The following is a 16,476-nucleotide window of genomic DNA, read 5'->3' as shown; positions in this document are numbered from 1 at the left end:
CCTCGAAACCAGGGCGCGAGTGCGAAAACATTGACCTTCCCTCCGACTGTGCGTATCTCAGCCTGACGGTGTATGGCGAGGCCAGCGCCCGTGATTAGAACTGTTCTAAGATGCCTGACCGAACCCGTCAAGTATTCTGCCGGCAGACCCGACAACGAGAGTAGGATTTAAACCGCCCATGCCCGAGGTCATCTTTCCTGGACCCGAAGGCCGCCTCGAAGGCCGCTATCACCCGCAAAAAGAAAAAGACGCCCCGATCGCCATTGTGCTGCATCCGCATCCGCAATTCGGCGGCACCATGAACAACAAGGTGGTCTACAACCTCCATTATGCGTTCTACAACATGGGCTTCACGGTTCTGCGGTTCAACTTCCGCGGCGTCGGCCGCAGCCAGGGCGAATACGACCAGGGCGTGGGTGAGCTGTCGGATGCTGCCTCGGCACTGGATTACCTGCAGTCGATGAACTCCAACTCCAAGCATTGCTGGGTTGCGGGCTTCTCCTTCGGCGCCTGGATCGGCATGCAGCTCTTGATGCGCCGCCCGGAAATCACCGGCTTCATCTCGGTTGCGCCGCCGGCCAACATGTATGACTTCTCGTTCCTGGCGCCCTGCCCGTCCTCCGGACTGATCATCAACGGCACCGCCGACCGCGTGGCGCCGCCCGCGGACACCGCAAGCCTGGTCAGCAAGCTGCATGAGCAGAAGGGCATCACCATCACCCATACCGAGGTGGAGGGGGCGGACCACTTCTTCCAGGAGCCGCATATGGACACGATGATCGGCACCGTGACCGACTACGTGAAGCGCCGCCTGACGGAGAATACCCGCTGATGAGCAGCTCCATCGAAACGCTGGCCCAAAAACTGGCGGTCGATACTCTCAAGGTTCAGGACGCCAGCGGCGAAGAGCGGCTGTATGTGGAGGTGGGCCAGGTGCTTGGTGCCGCCTCCCAGTCGCTAGAAGAGGCGTTCCTGACTGAAATCCGCGTACGTCTGGCGGAACGCAAGGCGCGTGACTTTCTCAACAAGAAAGTCGCCGAGCTTCAGGCGCAGCTTGGCGCCAAAGGTGAGGCGTGAGCGCCCGCCTGGAGGCGCAGTTCGCCTTTCTGCTGGAAGCCGACAAGCTCCGCCGGGTTGAACGCCAGAACCTGATCCTCGATTGCAGCCGCTGCGAAAATTCGGCCGAGCACAGCTGGCACCTAGCGCTTTATGCGCTGGTTCTGGCCCCCTTCGCCGCGCCTGGCGTGGATGTGTTCCGCGCCATCCGGATGCTGCTGCTGCACGATCTGGTCGAGATCGACGCAGGCGACCATCCGATTACCGGTGAAGTCGACTGGGACGCGGTGGCACAGGCGGAACAGGCGGCTGCCCAGCGGCTGTTCGGGTTGCTGCCAGCGGATCAAGGCGCCGAGTTCCTGTCCTTGTGGCACGAGTTCGAAGCAGCCGAGAGCCCCGATGCGCAATTTGCCAAGCGGGTGGACCACTGCCAGCCGATCTTTCAGACGCTTTACGGAGCCCGGCCTCTGGACTGGCATATCGATGTTGTCCGGCAGAACCTGTTCGGCGGCCGCGCAGCCGCACTGGAACAGCACCTGCCGGAAGCCTTCCACCACGCCCTGTCGCTGCTGGGCGAGGACACCGGCTATGACTGCAGCCGCTTGACCGCCCGCCTGCCCTTCCTCAATGAGGCCGACAAGCTGAAGCTGGTCACCCGCGCCTCCAAGCTCGGCGACGGCTCACGGCATGAAAACTCGGCCGAGCACAGCTGGCATATAATGCTTTATGCCTGGGTGCTGTCAGAACACAGCACCGGGACAGTCGAGGTCGACCGGGTGTTGCAAATGTTGCTGCTGCATGACCTGGTGGAGATCGACGCTGGCGATGCACCGATCCACGGGGTGGTTGACCCCGCAGCCCTTGCCGCCTTGGCCGCCGAGGAACTTGCTGCCGCCGACCGCCTTTTCGGCTTGCTGCCTGCGGATCACGGCACGCCCATGCGGGCAATCTGGGAAGAGTTCGAGGCCGCGGAAAGCCCGGACGCCGTATTTGCCAAATCCATCGACCGGGTGCAGCCGGTGCTGTTGAATCTGCTGAACGGCGGCGGCAGCTGGGTCGATTATGACGTGAGCCTGCCGCAGCTGGACGCCCGCGTCGGCGGCAAGGTCAGCCGCGGCGCGCCAGAGGTCTGGACCTATGTCCGGGCGCAAGTCGAAACCTGGTTCCGCGAGGCCGGGCGCCTGTAAAGGACTGTGAGCCCCTCCGGCGGGGCTGCACATCACTCCAGAAACGGTTGAAACGGCTGGGTTTCCGCGCCTTCCGGCGTCAGCGTCAGAAATTCTCCCGGCTTCAGCACATTCCAGGCCTCTCCAGTGTCTTCCAGCGGCTCCGAGACCACCGCCCAGCCCCTCATGCTCTGGCTCCAGCGGTAGTAGAGCGACGGCGCAATGCTGTCAGAGGAATAGCGCGCGGCAAAGAGCGTCCTTCCATCCGACATCGCCGCCGAAAGCCGCATGTGCGGCGTAGTCCCGCGCGTCCGGGACAAACCCTCCATCCGGGCAACAGCCCGTTCCAGCGCCCCCTTGGGGTCTGCATCCAGGCCCTCGCGCAGGGCCAGCAGAAACAGTACTTCGCTGTCGGTGGCGCCCCTGCGGTGCTCATACAGTTCATCGGGAATGCACATGTCGGCGTGGCGGCGGAACTTCTCGAAACCGCCGACCTGACCGTTGTGCATGAAGCTCCACCTGCCGGCTGTAAAAGGATGGCAGTTGTTGCGGCTGGTGGCGGAACCGGTGGAGGCCCGCACATGCGCCAGGAACAGCCCGGATTGCACCTGATGCACCAGCGCCCGCAGGTTACAGTCCGACCAGGCCGGATAGACATCACGGTACAGCCCCGGCTCAGGCCGCTGGCCGTACCAGGCAATACCAAACCCGTCGCCATTTGTGGCGGTCTTGCATTCCACCGCTTTTTGGCTTTGCGCGATCAGCGAATGCGCCGGTGTTGATATGATGTCCTCCAAGAAGACGTCGGCACCCGTGTATGCAGCCCAGCGGCACATGCGGCAATCCCCATTCCATTTCCGGGAATCAGATCAGCGTTTCAATCCAGCCCCCATTATTGGGACAACCTCCTAGGAATTCACCAATACACAGTCCAGTGTGCCCGCGCACAATGACGTGTTCATTCGCCTCCGTTTGCGGAATCCAGCCTGCCTGTGCCGCATCGGGACTTCCCCGGACTGAATAGATCGGGTAGGCGGGAAGTCAGACCAGCGGGTTTGCCCGCGGCAAGCGCTTAAGGGAGGCTGAGATGCCGGTTCACTACGTCTACCTGATTATTGCGGTGGCAGCGGAAACCATCGGCACCACGGCACTGCAGGCCAGCCAGCAGTTCAGCAGGCTTGGCCCCTCGCTGATTGTCCTCGTCGCATATGCCTTCTCTTTCTACATGATGGGGCTGACCCTCAAATTCATGCCGGTGGGCATCGTCTACGCCATCTGGTCCGGCCTCGGGATCCTGCTGATCGCGGTGATCGCCTTCATCGTGTTCGGCCAGAAGCTGGACCTGCCTGCCATCCTCGGCATGGTGCTGATCATGTCGGGCATCGTCATAATCCACCTGTTTTCCAAGTCCTCGGGCCACTGATCCGCATTTGCGGGGCTCTCCAGCGGTTTTTCTCTGGCCTTTGTTCGGGGTTCGGGCTATGCGCGGCCCAACTTCCTTACAAAGGCGAACGTCATGGATATGCGCAACATTGCGATCATTGCTCACGTTGACCACGGCAAGACCACCCTGGTTGACGAGCTGCTGAAACAGTCCGGCGCCTTCCGCGAAAACCAGGCAGTGGCGGAACGCGCCATGGACAGCAACGATCTGGAGCGCGAGCGCGGTATCACCATTTTTGCCAAGCCGACCTCGGTCGAGTGGAACGGCACCCGCATCAACATCGTCGACACCCCCGGCCACGCCGACTTCGGCGGCGAGGTGGAGCGGATCCTGTCGATGGTGGACGGTGTGGTTTTGCTGGTGGACGCAGCCGAAGGCCCGATGCCGCAGACCAAGTTCGTGACCTCCAAGGCGCTGGCGCTGGGCCTGCGCCCGATCGTGGTTCTGAACAAGGTGGACAAGCCGGACGCCGAACCCGACCGTGCGCTGGACGAATGCTTTGACCTGTTTGCCTCGCTCGACGCCACCGAAGACCAGCTGGACTTCCCGCATATGTACGCATCCGGCCGTTCCGGCTGGGCTGATGCGGAACTGGATGGTCCGCGCAAGGACCTGCACGCGCTGTTCAACCTGATCGTGAACCACGTGCCGGAACCCAAGCAGATCAAACGCCAGGACGACGATTTCCGGATGCTGGCCACCACGCTGGGCAGCGACCCGTTTGTCGGCCGCATCCTGACCGGCCGCGTAGAATCCGGCAAGCTCAAGGTCGGCGCCACCGTGCAGGCGATCTCCCGCATCGGCCAGAAGATCGAACAGTTCCGCGTCACCAAGATCCAGGCCTTCCGCGGCTTGGCCCAGCAAGACATCGAAGAAGCGCAGGCAGGCGACATCGTCTCCATCGCCGGCATGTCCAAGGCCACCGTGGCCGATACCATCTGCGCGCTGGCCGTGGATGAGCCGCTGGACGCGCAGCCGATCGACCCGCCGACCATCACCGTGACCTTCGGCATCAACGACAGCCCTCTCGCGGGGCGCGACGGCAAGAAGGTGCAGTCCCGCGTCATCCGCGACCGCCTGATGAAAGAGGCCGAAAGCAACGTCGCCATCAAGATCCAGGACACCCCCGGCGGCGAAGCGTTCGAGGTTTCCGGCCGCGGCGAACTGCAGATGGGCGTTCTGATCGAGAACATGCGCCGCGAAGGCTTCGAGCTGTCGATCTCCCGCCCGCAGGTGATCATGAAGGAAGTCGACGGCGTCCGCATGGAGCCGATCGAAGAAGCCACCATCGACGTCGATGACGAATACTCCGGCGCGGTGATCGAGAAGCTGACCGGCGCCCGCAAGGGTGAGCTGGTCGAGATGAAGCCCGCAGGCGCAGGCAAGACCCGCATCATCGCCCACGTCCCCTCGCGCGGGCTGATCGGTTATCACGGCGAGTTCCTGACCGACACCCGCGGCACCGGCGTGCTGAACCGCGTGTTCCACGGCTGGGCCCCGCACAAGGGCGCAATCCCGGGCCGCCGTGCCGGCGTGCTGATCTCGATGGAGAACGGCCAATCGGTGGCATACGCCCTGTGGAACCTGGAAGAACGCGGCAAGATGTTCATCGGTCCGCAGGCTGACATCTATACCGGCATGATCATTGGTGAGCATTCGCGCGACAACGACCTGGAAGTGAACCCGCTGAAGGGCAAGAAGCTCACCAACGTGCGCGCCTCCGGCTCCGACGACGCGGTACGCCTGACCCCGCCGACCGTCTATTCGCTGGAAGAGGCGATCGCCTATATCAACGACGACGAGCTGGTTGAGGTGACACCGAACAACGTGCGCCTGCGCAAGCGCTACCTGGACCCGCATGAGCGCAAGCGGATGTCCAAGGCCGCAAGCTGATCCAGATCCAAAAGGCCGCCCTAGGGCGGCCTTTTCCGTTTCCGCCGCCGCGTGTTAGCCTGCGCCAAACGCGGAGGGCTCAAATGCGGAAACTTCAAGTTCAGGGCGTGCACCACATCACGCTGACCGGCGCGGGCAGGCAGACGTCAATCGACTTCTGGGAGGGGGTGCTGGGCATGCCCTTCATCTTCGACCAGCCCAATCTCGATAACCCGGACGAAGGCCACCTGTATTTCGATCCCGGCGACGGGCGCCTGATCACTGTCTTTACCGATGAAACCCGCACGGCAGACCCCAGCCGCACCCCCACAGAGCCCGGCTGCGTGCACCACCTTGCTTTCAATGTCAGCAAGGCCGCGTTCTCACAGGCAGTGACGCGCCTGGACGAACGCGGCATCAGCCATTCCGGCCCCAAGGACCGCGGCTTCATGGATTCGATCTATTTCAAGGATCCGATGGGCCTCCTGATCGAACTCGCCTGCTACCGGTTCGAACCGCCCGCTTTTTGCAGCCATGCCGACGTCATGATCGAGGCGCACAGGATCCGCGTCGAACGCGGCGACTACAACATTCAGGAGGAACACCTGGCCGACGCCATCGAAACCCTGGTGGCACGCCGCCAGTCCAGCCTGTCGGAAGACCGTTCCGCCAAAAATCCCTACTGAAAAGGGCGCAGCAGCACCGCGCCCCTTTCATCTTTCCGTGAAATACTCAAACGGCGGACCGCTTGCCCGGCGCGCAGGCCCCTACTCGCTGGTCTCGACCACCATCAGCTCGCGCTCGGAAGCGCCGCGCGCGTGGTCCAGCGCTTCCTGGTATTCCGGGCTGTGGTAACAATCGACGGCAGCTTCAACGCTCGGGAACCTGGCCACAACATTGCGCGGCCGCTCCTTGCCTTCCAGCTGCACGAACCGGCCGCCGCGGGCAATAAACTCGCCGCCATGCTTGGCGATGGCCGGGCCTGCCAGTTCGGCATATTTGCCATAGGCGTCGGCGTCGGTAACGGTCACATGTGCAATCCAAAGTGCGGGCATCGGAGCCTCCCAGTTTCATGATCTTTCCGGCAGCTTAGGCAGATTGCCGGAAAGACCAAGTGTTTTTTGACCAAATGGTCAACCAGCCAGCAGTGCCTCCGCGGCCTTGATGGCCTCCTCGGCGCCGGAGAAGTCCTTGCCGCCGCCCTGGGCCATATCCGGACGGCCGCCGCCGCCCTTGCCGCCCACGGCCGGAACCGCGGCCTTGAGCACATCGACAGCTGAGATGTCGCCGGTCAGATCGTCGGTGACACCAGCGGCCACGGCCACCTTGCCGTCTTCCTCGGCGATCAGCAGGATCACACCAGAGCCGATGTTTTGCTTGTGCTTGTCGATCAGGCCGCGCAGGTCCTTGCCGGACACGCCCTGAAGCGCCTGGGCCAGGAACTTCTTGCCGTTCACGTCCTTGGCCTCAGCACCGCCGCCGGAACCGCCGCCCATGGCGATCTGCTGCTTGAGATTGGAGATCTCGTTCTGCAGCGCCTTGCGTTCGTCCATCATCGCCTTGAGGCGGTCCAAGACCTCCGCAGGTTGCGCCTTCAACGCGCCAGCGACCTCAGCCATCCGGCCTGCTTCGCGCTCCAGGTGCTCCACCGCCGCAGCACCGGTCAGCGCCTCGATCCGGCGCACGCCGGCAGAGGACGCGCTATCGCCTAGGATCACGAAGGTGCCGATGTCGCCGGTCTGCTTCACATGGGTGCCGCCGCACAGCTCGATCGAGTAGGTATCGCCGTCGTGGCCCTTGCCGGTCTGTGCACGGCCCATGGAGACAACGCGGACCTCTTCGCCGTATTTCTCGCCGAACAGCGCCTGGGCGCCCAGCTCGCGCGCATCATCCGGGGTCATGATCCGGGTGGAGACCGGCGTGTTCTGCCGAATGAAATCATTCACTTCCGAGCCGACTTTGGCCAGTTCATCCGCGCTCATCGCCTTGTTGTGGCTGAAGTCGAACCGCAGGCGGTCCTCGGCGTTCAACGAGCCCTTCTGCGCCACATGTTCCCCCAGCGCGTTGCGCAGCGCCTCGTGAAGCAGGTGGGTGGCCGAATGGTTGGCTCGGATCTTGCTGCGGCGCGCGTGATCCACTTCCATCGCCGCGCCCTTACCAACGGCAATCTCGCCCTCGGTCACTTCGGCGATGTGCAGGAACAGGCCCTCCACCTTCTTGGTGTCGGTGATGCGGGCCGCGCCGCCCTCAACAGTCAGCACACCGGTGTCGCCCACCTGGCCGCCGCTTTCGCCATAGAACGGCGTCTGGTTCAGGATCACCTGCACCGTGTCGCCCTTGACTGCAGACTGCAGCTGCGCACCGTCCTTGACGATGGCCACGATCTGGCCCTCGGCCTTCTCGGTTTCATAGCCCAGGAAATCAGTGGTGCCGGCTGCGTCAACAATGTCGAAGTAGACCTTCACGTCCGCCGCTTCGCCCAGCCCAATGCCGCCAGCGCGGGACTTCTCTTTCTGCTCTTTCATTGCAGCGTCGAAACCATCGGTGTCGACCTCGATCTCCTTGGCGCGCAAAGCGTCCTGGGTCAGGTCGAGCGGAAAGCCGTAGGTGTCATACAGCTTGAACGCGGTTTCGCCTGGCAGCACGTCGCCCTTGCCCAGATCGGCAGAGGCTTCGTCCAACAGTTTCAGGCCGCGGTCCAGGGTTTTGAGGAAGCGGGTTTCTTCCTGCTCAAATGTCTCTTCGATCAGGGCCTGGCCTTGGCCAAGCTCCGGATAGGCCGCACCCATTTTCTGGACCAGCGACGGCACCAGCTTGTGCATCACCGGATCGGTGGCGCCCAAGAGCGAGGCATGGCGCATCGCGCGGCGCATGATCCGGCGCAGCACATAGCCGCGGCCTTCGTTCGAGGGCAGCACGCCTTCCGCGATCAGGAAGGAGCAGGAGCGCAGGTGGTCGGCAATCACCCGGTGATGCACGTTCTGGTCGCCAAACGGATCGGTGTTGGTGACATTTGCCGAGGCTTCGATCAGCGATTTGAACAGATCGGTTTCATAGTTGTCGTGGGTGCCCTGCAGCAGTGCAGCAATCCGCTCCAGCCCCATGCCGGTGTCGATGGACTGCATCTCCAGATCCACCATCGAGCCGTCCGCGAACTTCTCGTTCTGCATGAAGACAAGGTTCCAGATCTCGATGAACCGGTCGCCGTCTTCCTCCGGCGAGCCCGGAGGGCCGCCCCAGATGTGGTCGCCGTGGTCATAGAAGATCTCAGTGCAGGGACCGCAGGGGCCGGTGTCGCCCATTTGCCAGAAGTTGTCCGAGGTCGCGATCCGGATGATCCGCTCCTCCGGCACGCCCATCTTCTTCCAGATGTCAAAGGCTTCGTCATCGGTGTGATAGACGGTGGTGTAAAGCCGGTCCTTCGGAATGTCGAATTCCTTGGTGATCAGTTCCCAGGCAAAGGGGATCGCCTCATGCTTGAAATAATCGCCAAAGGAGAAGTTGCCGAGCATCTCGAAGAACGTATGGTGGCGCGCGGTATAGCCGACGTTGTCGAGGTCGTTGTGCTTGCCGCCGGCGCGCACGCATTTCTGCGAGGTGGTGGCGCGCTTGTAGTCGCGGGTTTCCACACCGGTGAAACAGTTCTTGAACTGGACCATGCCCGAGTTGGTGAACATCAGGGTGGGGTCGTTGCGCGGCACCAGCGGGCTGGAGTCGACAACTTCGTGCCCCTGTTTGGCAAAGTAGTTCAGAAAGGTTGAGCGGATATCGTTGAGCGTCGGCATGTGCGGGATCTCTTGCGGGCTTAAAACAAGCGTTCCGGGCAGGTTTAACCGTCCGCCTGCGCACTGTCCACAGCGGGAAGCGGCATGGTTCCATGAAAAAGGGCGCAGCTCGCGCCACGCCCTTACCGTTTCCGGTTTTGATCAGATTTTCCAGCGCTTAGGCTTCAAGGATATCGTCCGCATCGTCCGTTTCCGGGCGCTCGAACTCCAGCCCGTGCGACGCACGGATCTTGTCCTCGATGTCAAAGGCAATGGCCGGGTTTTCCTTCAGGAAGGTCTTGGCGTTTTCCCGCCCCTGTCCGATCCGCTCATCCCCGTAGGAGAACCAGGCACCGGACTTGTTGACGACACCGGCCGCCACGCCCAGGTCCAGCAGTTCGCCCATCTTGGAAATGCCTTCGCCGTACATGATGTCGAATTCCACCTGCTTGAACGGCGGCGCTACCTTGTTCTTCACCACCTTGACGCGGGTTGCGTTGCCGACCACCTCGTCCCGGTCCTTGATCGAGCCGATGCGGCGGATGTCCAGACGGACGGAGGAGTAGAATTTCAGCGCGTTGCCGCCGGTGGTGGTTTCCGGGGAGCCGAACATCACGCCGATCTTCATGCGGATCTGGTTGATGAAGATCACCATGCATTTGGAGCGGCTGATGGAGCCGGTCAGCTTGCGCATTGCCTGGCTCATCAGGCGGGCCTGCACGCCGACGTTGCTGTCGCCCATGTCGCCCTCAAGCTCGGATTTCGGGGTCAGTGCGGCCACCGAGTCGACGATCACCATGTTGACCGCGCCGGAGCGTACCAGCGTGTCGGTGATTTCCAGCGCCTGCTCGCCGGTGTCAGGCTGCGAAATCAGCAGCTCATCCAGATCGACGCCCAGCTTGGCCGCGTACTGCGGGTCCAGCGCGTGTTCCGCGTCGACAAAGGCGCAGACGCCACCCTTCTTCTGCTGTTCCGCAATGCAGTGCAGGGTCAGCGTGGTCTTGCCCGAGCTTTCCGGGCCGTAGATTTCGATGATCCGCCCCATCGGCAGGCCGCCGATCCCCAGCGCGATGTCCAGGCCCAGAGAGCCGGTCGAGCTCGCCTCGATCTCCTGCATGGCATTGCCATCGCCGAGCTTCATGATGGAGCCCTTGCCGAACTGCCGCTCAATCTGGGCAAGCGCGCTGTCCAGCGCCTTTTGCTTGTCACCGCTTACTTTATTTTTCATGGTCAAAAGATCCGCCATAGTCCCTTGTCCTTTTCTATGTGTCACACACCGGGGCGCGCGGCAATCACTGCTTTGTTCACCTCTTGTTCCTTATGAGATCAAAAAGAGAACATTGCAACAAGTTTCTGGTGTACCCAGTTCGGGACCGGGATGTTAAAGAATGGTTTATGGTTAATCAGCAGCAAGAAATTTTACCGGGCAGTTAACGGAATGATGATATTTTTCAAGGAACGGCTGGCACTGCTGTCCGTTCCCAAGACTGGCACCACCGCGTTTCAGGCAGCCCTGCGCGACCGCGCCGATCTGGTGATCTCCGACCCGCCGGAGCTGAAACACGCGCCGCTCTACCGCTACAACCGCTGGATCCGGCCGATGTACGAGAAGGTCTGCGGTGCGGAACTGGAAGTCGCAGCCGTGATGCGCGAACCCGTCAGCTGGCTCGGCAGCTGGTACCGGTACCGTCAGCGGCCCGCGCTGGACGGCAAGCCCAACTCGACCAGGGATGTCAGTTTCGACGATTTCCTGCACGCCTACTGCAAGGGCAAGCCGCCCGCCTTTGCCAATGTCGGAAGCCAGGCCAAGTTCCTGGAGGCCCAGCCCAACGGGTGCAAGGTCAGCCATCTGTTCCGCTATGAGGATCCGGACGCACTGAAGCGGTTCCTGGAAGAGCGGCTGGACACGGAAATCCGTCTGGAACGCAAGAACGTCAGCCCGCAGGCGGACCTGACCCTCAGCCCCAATGCAGAGGCCCGCATCCGCCGCAAACGTGCAGAGGAGTTCGAACTTTACGGGACCATTCCCGCCCGCTGAAAGTAAAAGCCGCCGAAACCGGCGGCTTTTACTTTCCTTACTGTGCCTTAGTGCAACTGAGCGTGCACTGTCTCGGTCAACTGGTTGAGAGAGAAAGGCTTGGGCAGGAACACTGAATTCGGTACATCCGGCTCTGCCTCGCCAAAGGCGCCCTCGGCATAGCCGGAGACGAACACCACGCGGGTGTCCGGACGTTCCTTCAGCGCTTCGCGCACCCAGCTGGGGCCATCCATGCCCGGCATCACCACGTCGGTTACAAACACGTCCACCGTCAGCCCCGGGTCTTCCAGCGTGCGCAGCGCATCCTCGGCCGATTCCGCCTCCAGCACCGTGTAGCCGCGCATCCTGAGAGCACGGGACGCAAAGGCGCGCACCGGCGCCTCGTCCTCGACCAGCAGCACGACGCCCTCGCCGTGCTGAGCGGCCGCAGCCTTGTCAGCGGTTGCTTCCGGAACTTCGGCCGTCAGTTGTTCCGCCTGCTGCTTGTAGACAGGGAAGAACAAGGTGAACTGGGTGCCGTGGCCCTTCACAGAATCGACAAAGATATAGCCACCGGTCTGTTTGATAATGCCATAGGCCGTGGACAGGCCCAGCCCGGTCCCTTCCCCCGTGCGCTTGGTGGTGTAGAAAGGTTCAAAAACCTTCTGCAGCTTGTCCGGGGCAATCCCGACGCCTTCGTCAGAGACCTTGACTGTCACCCAGTCGCCGGCCGGCACCGTTGCCCGGTTCCGCTCCAACGGTTTTTCCAGCGAGACAACTTCGGTTTCGACCCGGATCTCCCCGCCTTGCGGCATCGCATCGCGGGCATTCACCACCAGGTTCATCAGCACCTGCTCCAGCTGCCGCTTGTCGGCGCGGATCGACTTCATCACCGGATCATGGCTGAGGGTCAGGGTGACCTTTTCGCCAACCAGGCGGTTCAGCAGATGGGTCAGGTCGGACAGCGTGTCCCGCACATCCAGGGTTTCCGGCTGCAGGGTCTGCTTTCGCGAGAAGGCCAGAAGCTGACTCACCAGCGAGGCCGCCCGGTTGGCATTTTCATGGATCTGGATCAGGTCGCCATAGTCCTGGTCGCCTTGGTCGTGGCGCAACAGAAGCAGGTCGCAATGGCCGGAAATCGCCGTAAGCAGGTTGTTGAAATCATGCGCAACACCGCCCGCCAGCTGCCCGATCGCCTGCATTTTCTGGCTTTGGACAAACTGCGCCTCCAGCGTCTTCAGCTCTGTCGCGTCATTCAGAACCGCAATCAGCAGCGGTGTGCCTTCTTCCACCACGCGGGTAAGCGTGACCTGGACGAACACTTCCTTGTCCGAACGCGACAGCCGCAGGAACTCCGACTTGTTGGGCGCCAGCCCGTCCGCAGTGTCGCGCAGCCAGTCCGACATCGGACGCCCCAGCCCTTCCATCAGCTGGCCCAGCTTCAGGTTGGCGCAGCTCTCGACCCCAAGCAGCCGCAGCGCCATCCGGTTGCTGCTCAGGATCTCCCCCGTCGGCGCAACCTTGAGGAAGGGCACCGGCAGCGCCTCAAACCCGGCCTGTGCGGAGTCAAAACTGCTTTCGTCCACCTCCATCAGGAACAACTCACTGCGGCCTTGGGTGCGGTTTTGCTCGCTGACCAGCACCTGCACCGGCCCTTCTTTCGTGCTGAGCGTGTTGATCTGTCCCGGCAAAACCGGCAGCGCTGGAAACAAGCGGTCAGTGGATTTCACCCGTTCGCCGATCAGGCGGCGGGCAGCTTCGTTCATGAACAGAACCGCACCGGTGCGGCCCACCGTGATCATCGGAACCGGCAGCGCATCGGCACCCCGGCCATTGCCGCCGCGGTCCAGGATATCCTCCACCCGCCACAGGAAGCTGCCGCCGCTCATCTGATGCACGGCCAGCCGCACATGGCCGCGGCGGGTCACGATGTCCTCGCGCGCCGCGCCATCGACGCGGGCACGGCTCTGCAGCCGGTAGAGCACCGCAGAAGGATTGGCCAGGACCGAACGCAGCGTGCCCGCCAGCGTGTCGCGGCTGGCATCCTGAAACCGCTTCACCGCAGCGCCGTTGCAGGCGTGGATCATACCGTCATCATCGGTGACAAAACTGGGAGTTGCGTCCTTTTCGATGAAACCGGTCAGCAGTTCAGCCGCCATGGCGCGCGCATTCAGCCGCATCCGTGTCTGCAGCACCATCAGTGCTGCAACCGCGGCAAGCGTCAGCCCCACCATGATAAAACCGCGGCCCATCCAGTCAGGCAGCGGCAGCAGCCAGGGGCCTGTCATCAGCGTCACCGCCAGCAGAAATGTCGCCGCCAGCCTGGCGTGCTCAGGTGCGTAAACACGCAGTTCCGGAACGGAGGTGTCTTGGCGACCGGACATTACGGCTCCATGGTCAGTAGAGAATGCCGCCATAACGCGGCGGTTTAGGTTAAAACCACGTTAAGAAACACACAGGTTTACCGCCGAAACCCTAACAACCGCGTTTTGCGCGCGTCAACACGGCAACATAGAACCCGTCGGTGCCATCCTGCACTTGCCAGCCGTTCTGATCCGCCAGTTTCCACTCAGGGTTTTCTTCCGTAAACCGTTGAACCTTAGCGCTGTTTTCGCCTGTCAGCATAGAGCAGGTTGCATAGGCCAGTACCCCATCCGGCGTGACCAGTCCGGCGGCCTTACGCAGGATTTCCCCCTGAATACGTTGCAAATCCGCCAGCCCTTCGGCGGTCAGACGCCATTTGCCTTCCGGCGCCCTCCGCCAGGAGCCGGAACCGGAACAGGGCACGTCGCACAGAACCAGATCAAACGGCCCGGAGCGGGCCAGATCAGCGGTTGAAAGCAGCGTAACCTTTGCCGCTGCCCGTGCGGCACGTTCCGGCAGGTCCTTCATCCGCCTGGGGTCGGCATCATGCGCGAAACACTGGATACCAGCCTGGGCCACCATGGCAAGCGTCTTGCCGCCACCGCCTGCACAGTAGTCCAGAACCTTCATCCCGTCCTGCAAAGGCAGCCGCTCCGTCACGGCCTGGCTTGCCGCGTCCTGAAGCTCAACCAAGCCGTCCTGATAGGAATTGGCATTGCGTAGTTTGCGCGCGCCTTCAGTCACCTCCAGCGCGGTTGCCGCGGCCGGATGCGGCTGGGCGGCAATGCCCTCGGCAGCCAATGCCTTCACCGCCTGTTCAACAGTTCCGCGCGCAGTATTCACCCGCAGATGCACCGGCGCCCGGCTGCGCAAGGCCAGCGCCGCGGCTTCGGCCTTGCCTCCCAGGCTGCCGCGAAACTCCGGCCACAGCCAATCGGGAATATCCAGCGCCTCGGCGCCTTCGGGCGGCTCCGGGAACTGGCGTTCCGCGTCTGTCAGCGGCGCGGGCGCATGGCCCTGACCGGTGAAGAATTCATCCGGGTCCTGCCCCGCCTCCCGCAGCGCGCCCAGGATCAAGCCGCGCCCCGTGCGGGAACCGCCAAGCGCGGCGTGCGAGCGCAGGCAGCGCACGGCGCCAAACACATGGTCGCGCACCGCGGCCCGGTCCTTGGACCCGGCAAAACGGCTGCGGCGCCCCCAAGAGGTCAGCGCCTTTTCGGCAGGTTCCCCTGCCACCACCTGATCCAGGATTTCAATGGCCGCCTGCAGGCGGGCGGCGGGGGTCATGACCCTGCCCCGGTGTCACTTGCGGCCATCATGGTGTCAGCCCACCCGGTAATTCGGCGCTTCGCGGGTGATCTGCACGTCGTGGACGTGGCTTTCCTTCAGCCCCGCGCCGGTGATGCGGACAAAGTTGCAGTTCTTGCGCATCTCGTCGACGGTCGCACAGCCGGTATAGCCCATCGCTGCGCGCAGGCCGCCCACCAGCTGGTGGATCACAGCGCTGGCACCGCCCTTGTACGGCACCTGCCCCTCGATCCCTTCCGGCACCAGCTTGTCGCTGGCCGCGTCCTTCTGGAAATAGCGGTCGGCAGAGCCGCGCGCCATCGCGCCCATCGACCCCATGCCACGGTAGGACTTGAAGGAACGGCCCTGATAAAGGATCACCTCGCCCGGGCTTTCGTCGGTGCCGGCAATCATCGAGCCGACCATGGCGCAGGAGGCGCCGGCCGCTATCGCCTTGGCGAAGTCGCCGGAGAACTTGATGCCGCCGTCCGCAATCACCGGCACTTCGCCAGCCGCCGCGGCGCAATCCATGATCGCGGTCAGCTGCGGCACGCCAACGCCCGCCACCATGCGGGTGGTACAGATGGAGCCCGGGCCGATACCAACCTTGACCGCATCGGCGCCCGCGTCGATCAGCGCACGGGTGGCATCACCGGTGGCGACGTTACCGGCAATCACCTGAATTTTGCTGTACTGTGCCTTGATCCGCTTCACCGCGTCGATCACGCCCGCGGAATGTCCATGCGCAGTGTCCACCACCACAACGTCCACGCCTGCGTCGATCAGCGCCTCGGACCGCTCATACCCGCTGTCGCCGACGGAGCTGGCGGCAGCAACGCGCAGGCGGCCCAGTTCATCCTTGCAAGCAGTGGGGTTCAAAACCGCCTGCTCAGTATCCTTGAGGGTCAGAAGACCGGTCAGCTTGCCGTCCTTATCGGAAACCAGCAGCTTCTCAATCCGGCGCGCCTTCATCAGCGACTTGGCTTCTTCCAGATCGGCGGGCTCCTGCAGCATCGCAAGGTTGTCCGAGGTCATCATCACCGACACAGGGGTGCTGGCGTCGGTGGCAAAGCGCATGTCGCGGTTGGTGACGATGCCAACCACGCGGCCCGACCCATCGACAACCGGGAACCCGGTGACGCGGTAGCGCTCCTGCAGCGCCTGGGCGTCTGCCAGGGTCTGGTCCGCGGTCAGGGTGATGGGGTTGTAAACGATGCCGGAGACGAACCGCTTGACCCGGCGCACTTCGCGGGCCTGCTCTTCTGCATTCAGGTTCTTGTGAATGACGCCGATACCGCCAGCCTGCGCCATCGCAATCGCCATCCGTGACTCGGTCACGGTATCCATCGCTGAGCTCAGCAGCGGGATATTGAGGGCGATCGACTGGGTCACCCGCGTGCGCGTATCCGCCGTGTTGGGCAGAACGCTCGACGCGCCTGGCACCAGAAGAACATCATCAAAGGTGAGAGCCTCACGAATCTGCATTGGTCGTCCTCATGCATAACC

The 16,476-nt window shown here is 62.8% G+C and carries 14 protein-coding genes; 7 read left to right on the top strand and 7 right to left on the bottom strand.

Translation table 11 applies throughout. The features are described from left to right. Positions 1 to 178 precede the first annotated feature (178 nt). From AB1A62_RS12695 to AB1A62_RS12685, 3 genes are read left to right on the top strand one after another with little or no spacing between them, the layout of a single operon-like run. The gene (locus AB1A62_RS12695; protein WP_366661836.1) at positions 179 to 832 is read left to right on the top strand and encodes an alpha/beta hydrolase; all 654 of its coding nucleotides are present in this window, start codon (positions 179 to 181) and stop codon (positions 830 to 832) included. Beyond that, on the top strand, positions 832 to 1,077 hold the full coding sequence (locus AB1A62_RS12690) for a hypothetical protein (protein ID WP_366661835.1): 246 nt from the start codon (positions 832 to 834) through the stop codon (positions 1,075 to 1,077). Before AB1A62_RS12695 ends, AB1A62_RS12690 begins: the two co-directional genes overlap by 1 nt. Further along, a complete protein-coding gene (locus AB1A62_RS12685) occupies positions 1,074 to 2,243 on the top strand; it encodes an HD domain-containing protein (protein WP_366661834.1) in 1,170 nt (389 codons plus the stop codon). The genes AB1A62_RS12690 and AB1A62_RS12685 overlap by 4 nt, the downstream gene beginning before the upstream one ends. A gap of 32 nt (positions 2,244 to 2,275) precedes the next feature. On the opposite strand, the gene AB1A62_RS12680 is transcribed toward AB1A62_RS12685, so the two are convergent. Next, the gene (locus AB1A62_RS12680; RefSeq protein ID WP_366661833.1) at positions 2,276 to 3,058 is read right to left on the bottom strand and encodes a class II glutamine amidotransferase; all 783 of its coding nucleotides are present in this window, start codon (positions 3,056 to 3,058) and stop codon (positions 2,276 to 2,278) included. A 251-nt stretch (positions 3,059 to 3,309) separates the two neighbouring features. Here AB1A62_RS12680 and AB1A62_RS12675 point away from each other — a divergent pair, with 251 nt between their 5' ends. The 3 genes from AB1A62_RS12675 to AB1A62_RS12665 all read left to right on the top strand — a co-directional run bounded on the left by AB1A62_RS12675 (position 3,310) and on the right by AB1A62_RS12665 (position 6,224). After that, complete coding sequence (locus AB1A62_RS12675) at positions 3,310 to 3,645, top strand: SMR family transporter (RefSeq protein ID WP_366661832.1); 336 nt, start codon at positions 3,310 to 3,312, stop codon at positions 3,643 to 3,645. A 93-nt stretch (positions 3,646 to 3,738) separates the two neighbouring features. Beyond that, complete coding sequence (typA, locus tag AB1A62_RS12670) at positions 3,739 to 5,559, top strand: translational GTPase TypA (RefSeq protein ID WP_366661831.1); 1,821 nt, start codon at positions 3,739 to 3,741, stop codon at positions 5,557 to 5,559. An 83-nt stretch (positions 5,560 to 5,642) separates the two neighbouring features. Further along, complete coding sequence (locus AB1A62_RS12665; protein WP_366661830.1) at positions 5,643 to 6,224, top strand: VOC family protein; 582 nt, start codon at positions 5,643 to 5,645, stop codon at positions 6,222 to 6,224. Between the two features lie 81 nt (positions 6,225 to 6,305). Here AB1A62_RS12665 and AB1A62_RS12660 read toward each other — a convergent pair whose 3' ends face one another. From AB1A62_RS12660 to recA, 3 genes are all read right to left on the bottom strand, one after another. Continuing rightward, positions 6,306 to 6,593 (bottom strand): DUF1330 domain-containing protein, encoded by a 288-nt coding sequence (locus AB1A62_RS12660; protein WP_174147010.1) that lies wholly within the window; start codon positions 6,591 to 6,593, stop codon positions 6,306 to 6,308. 78 nt (positions 6,594 to 6,671) lie between these two features. After that, the gene (alaS, locus tag AB1A62_RS12655) at positions 6,672 to 9,323 is read right to left on the bottom strand and encodes an alanine--tRNA ligase (protein WP_366661829.1); all 2,652 of its coding nucleotides are present in this window, start codon (positions 9,321 to 9,323) and stop codon (positions 6,672 to 6,674) included. Positions 9,324 to 9,480: 157 nt separating this feature from the next. After that, a complete protein-coding gene (gene recA / locus AB1A62_RS12650) occupies positions 9,481 to 10,548 on the bottom strand; it encodes a recombinase RecA (RefSeq protein ID WP_366661828.1) in 1,068 nt (355 codons plus the stop codon). A 192-nt stretch (positions 10,549 to 10,740) separates the two neighbouring features. Between recA and AB1A62_RS12645 the strand changes: the two genes are divergently transcribed. Beyond that, complete coding sequence (locus AB1A62_RS12645) at positions 10,741 to 11,340, top strand: gamma-glutamyl kinase (RefSeq protein ID WP_366661827.1); 600 nt, start codon at positions 10,741 to 10,743, stop codon at positions 11,338 to 11,340. Positions 11,341 to 11,387: 47 nt separating this feature from the next. On the opposite strand, the gene AB1A62_RS12640 is transcribed toward AB1A62_RS12645, so the two are convergent. From AB1A62_RS12640 to guaB, 3 genes are all read right to left on the bottom strand, one after another. Beyond that, entirely contained in the window at positions 11,388 to 13,703 is a 2,316-nt protein-coding gene (locus AB1A62_RS12640) for an ATP-binding protein (protein WP_366661826.1), read from the bottom strand. Between the two features lie 91 nt (positions 13,704 to 13,794). Beyond that, entirely contained in the window at positions 13,795 to 14,970 is a 1,176-nt protein-coding gene (locus AB1A62_RS12635) for an RsmB/NOP family class I SAM-dependent RNA methyltransferase (RefSeq protein WP_366661825.1), read from the bottom strand. Between the two features lie 36 nt (positions 14,971 to 15,006). Beyond that, a complete protein-coding gene (gene guaB, locus AB1A62_RS12630; RefSeq protein WP_366661824.1) occupies positions 15,007 to 16,455 on the bottom strand; it encodes an IMP dehydrogenase in 1,449 nt (482 codons plus the stop codon). Positions 16,456 to 16,476: the final 21 nt, after the last annotated feature.

It is taken from the genome of Leisingera sp. JC11, from assembly GCF_040704725.1.
In the GTDB taxonomy this organism is placed as follows: Bacteria; Pseudomonadota; Alphaproteobacteria; order Rhodobacterales; family Rhodobacteraceae; genus Leisingera.
The sequence above is the reverse complement of the archived record's forward strand: the minus strand, read 5'-3'. Positions and strand labels throughout refer to the sequence as shown.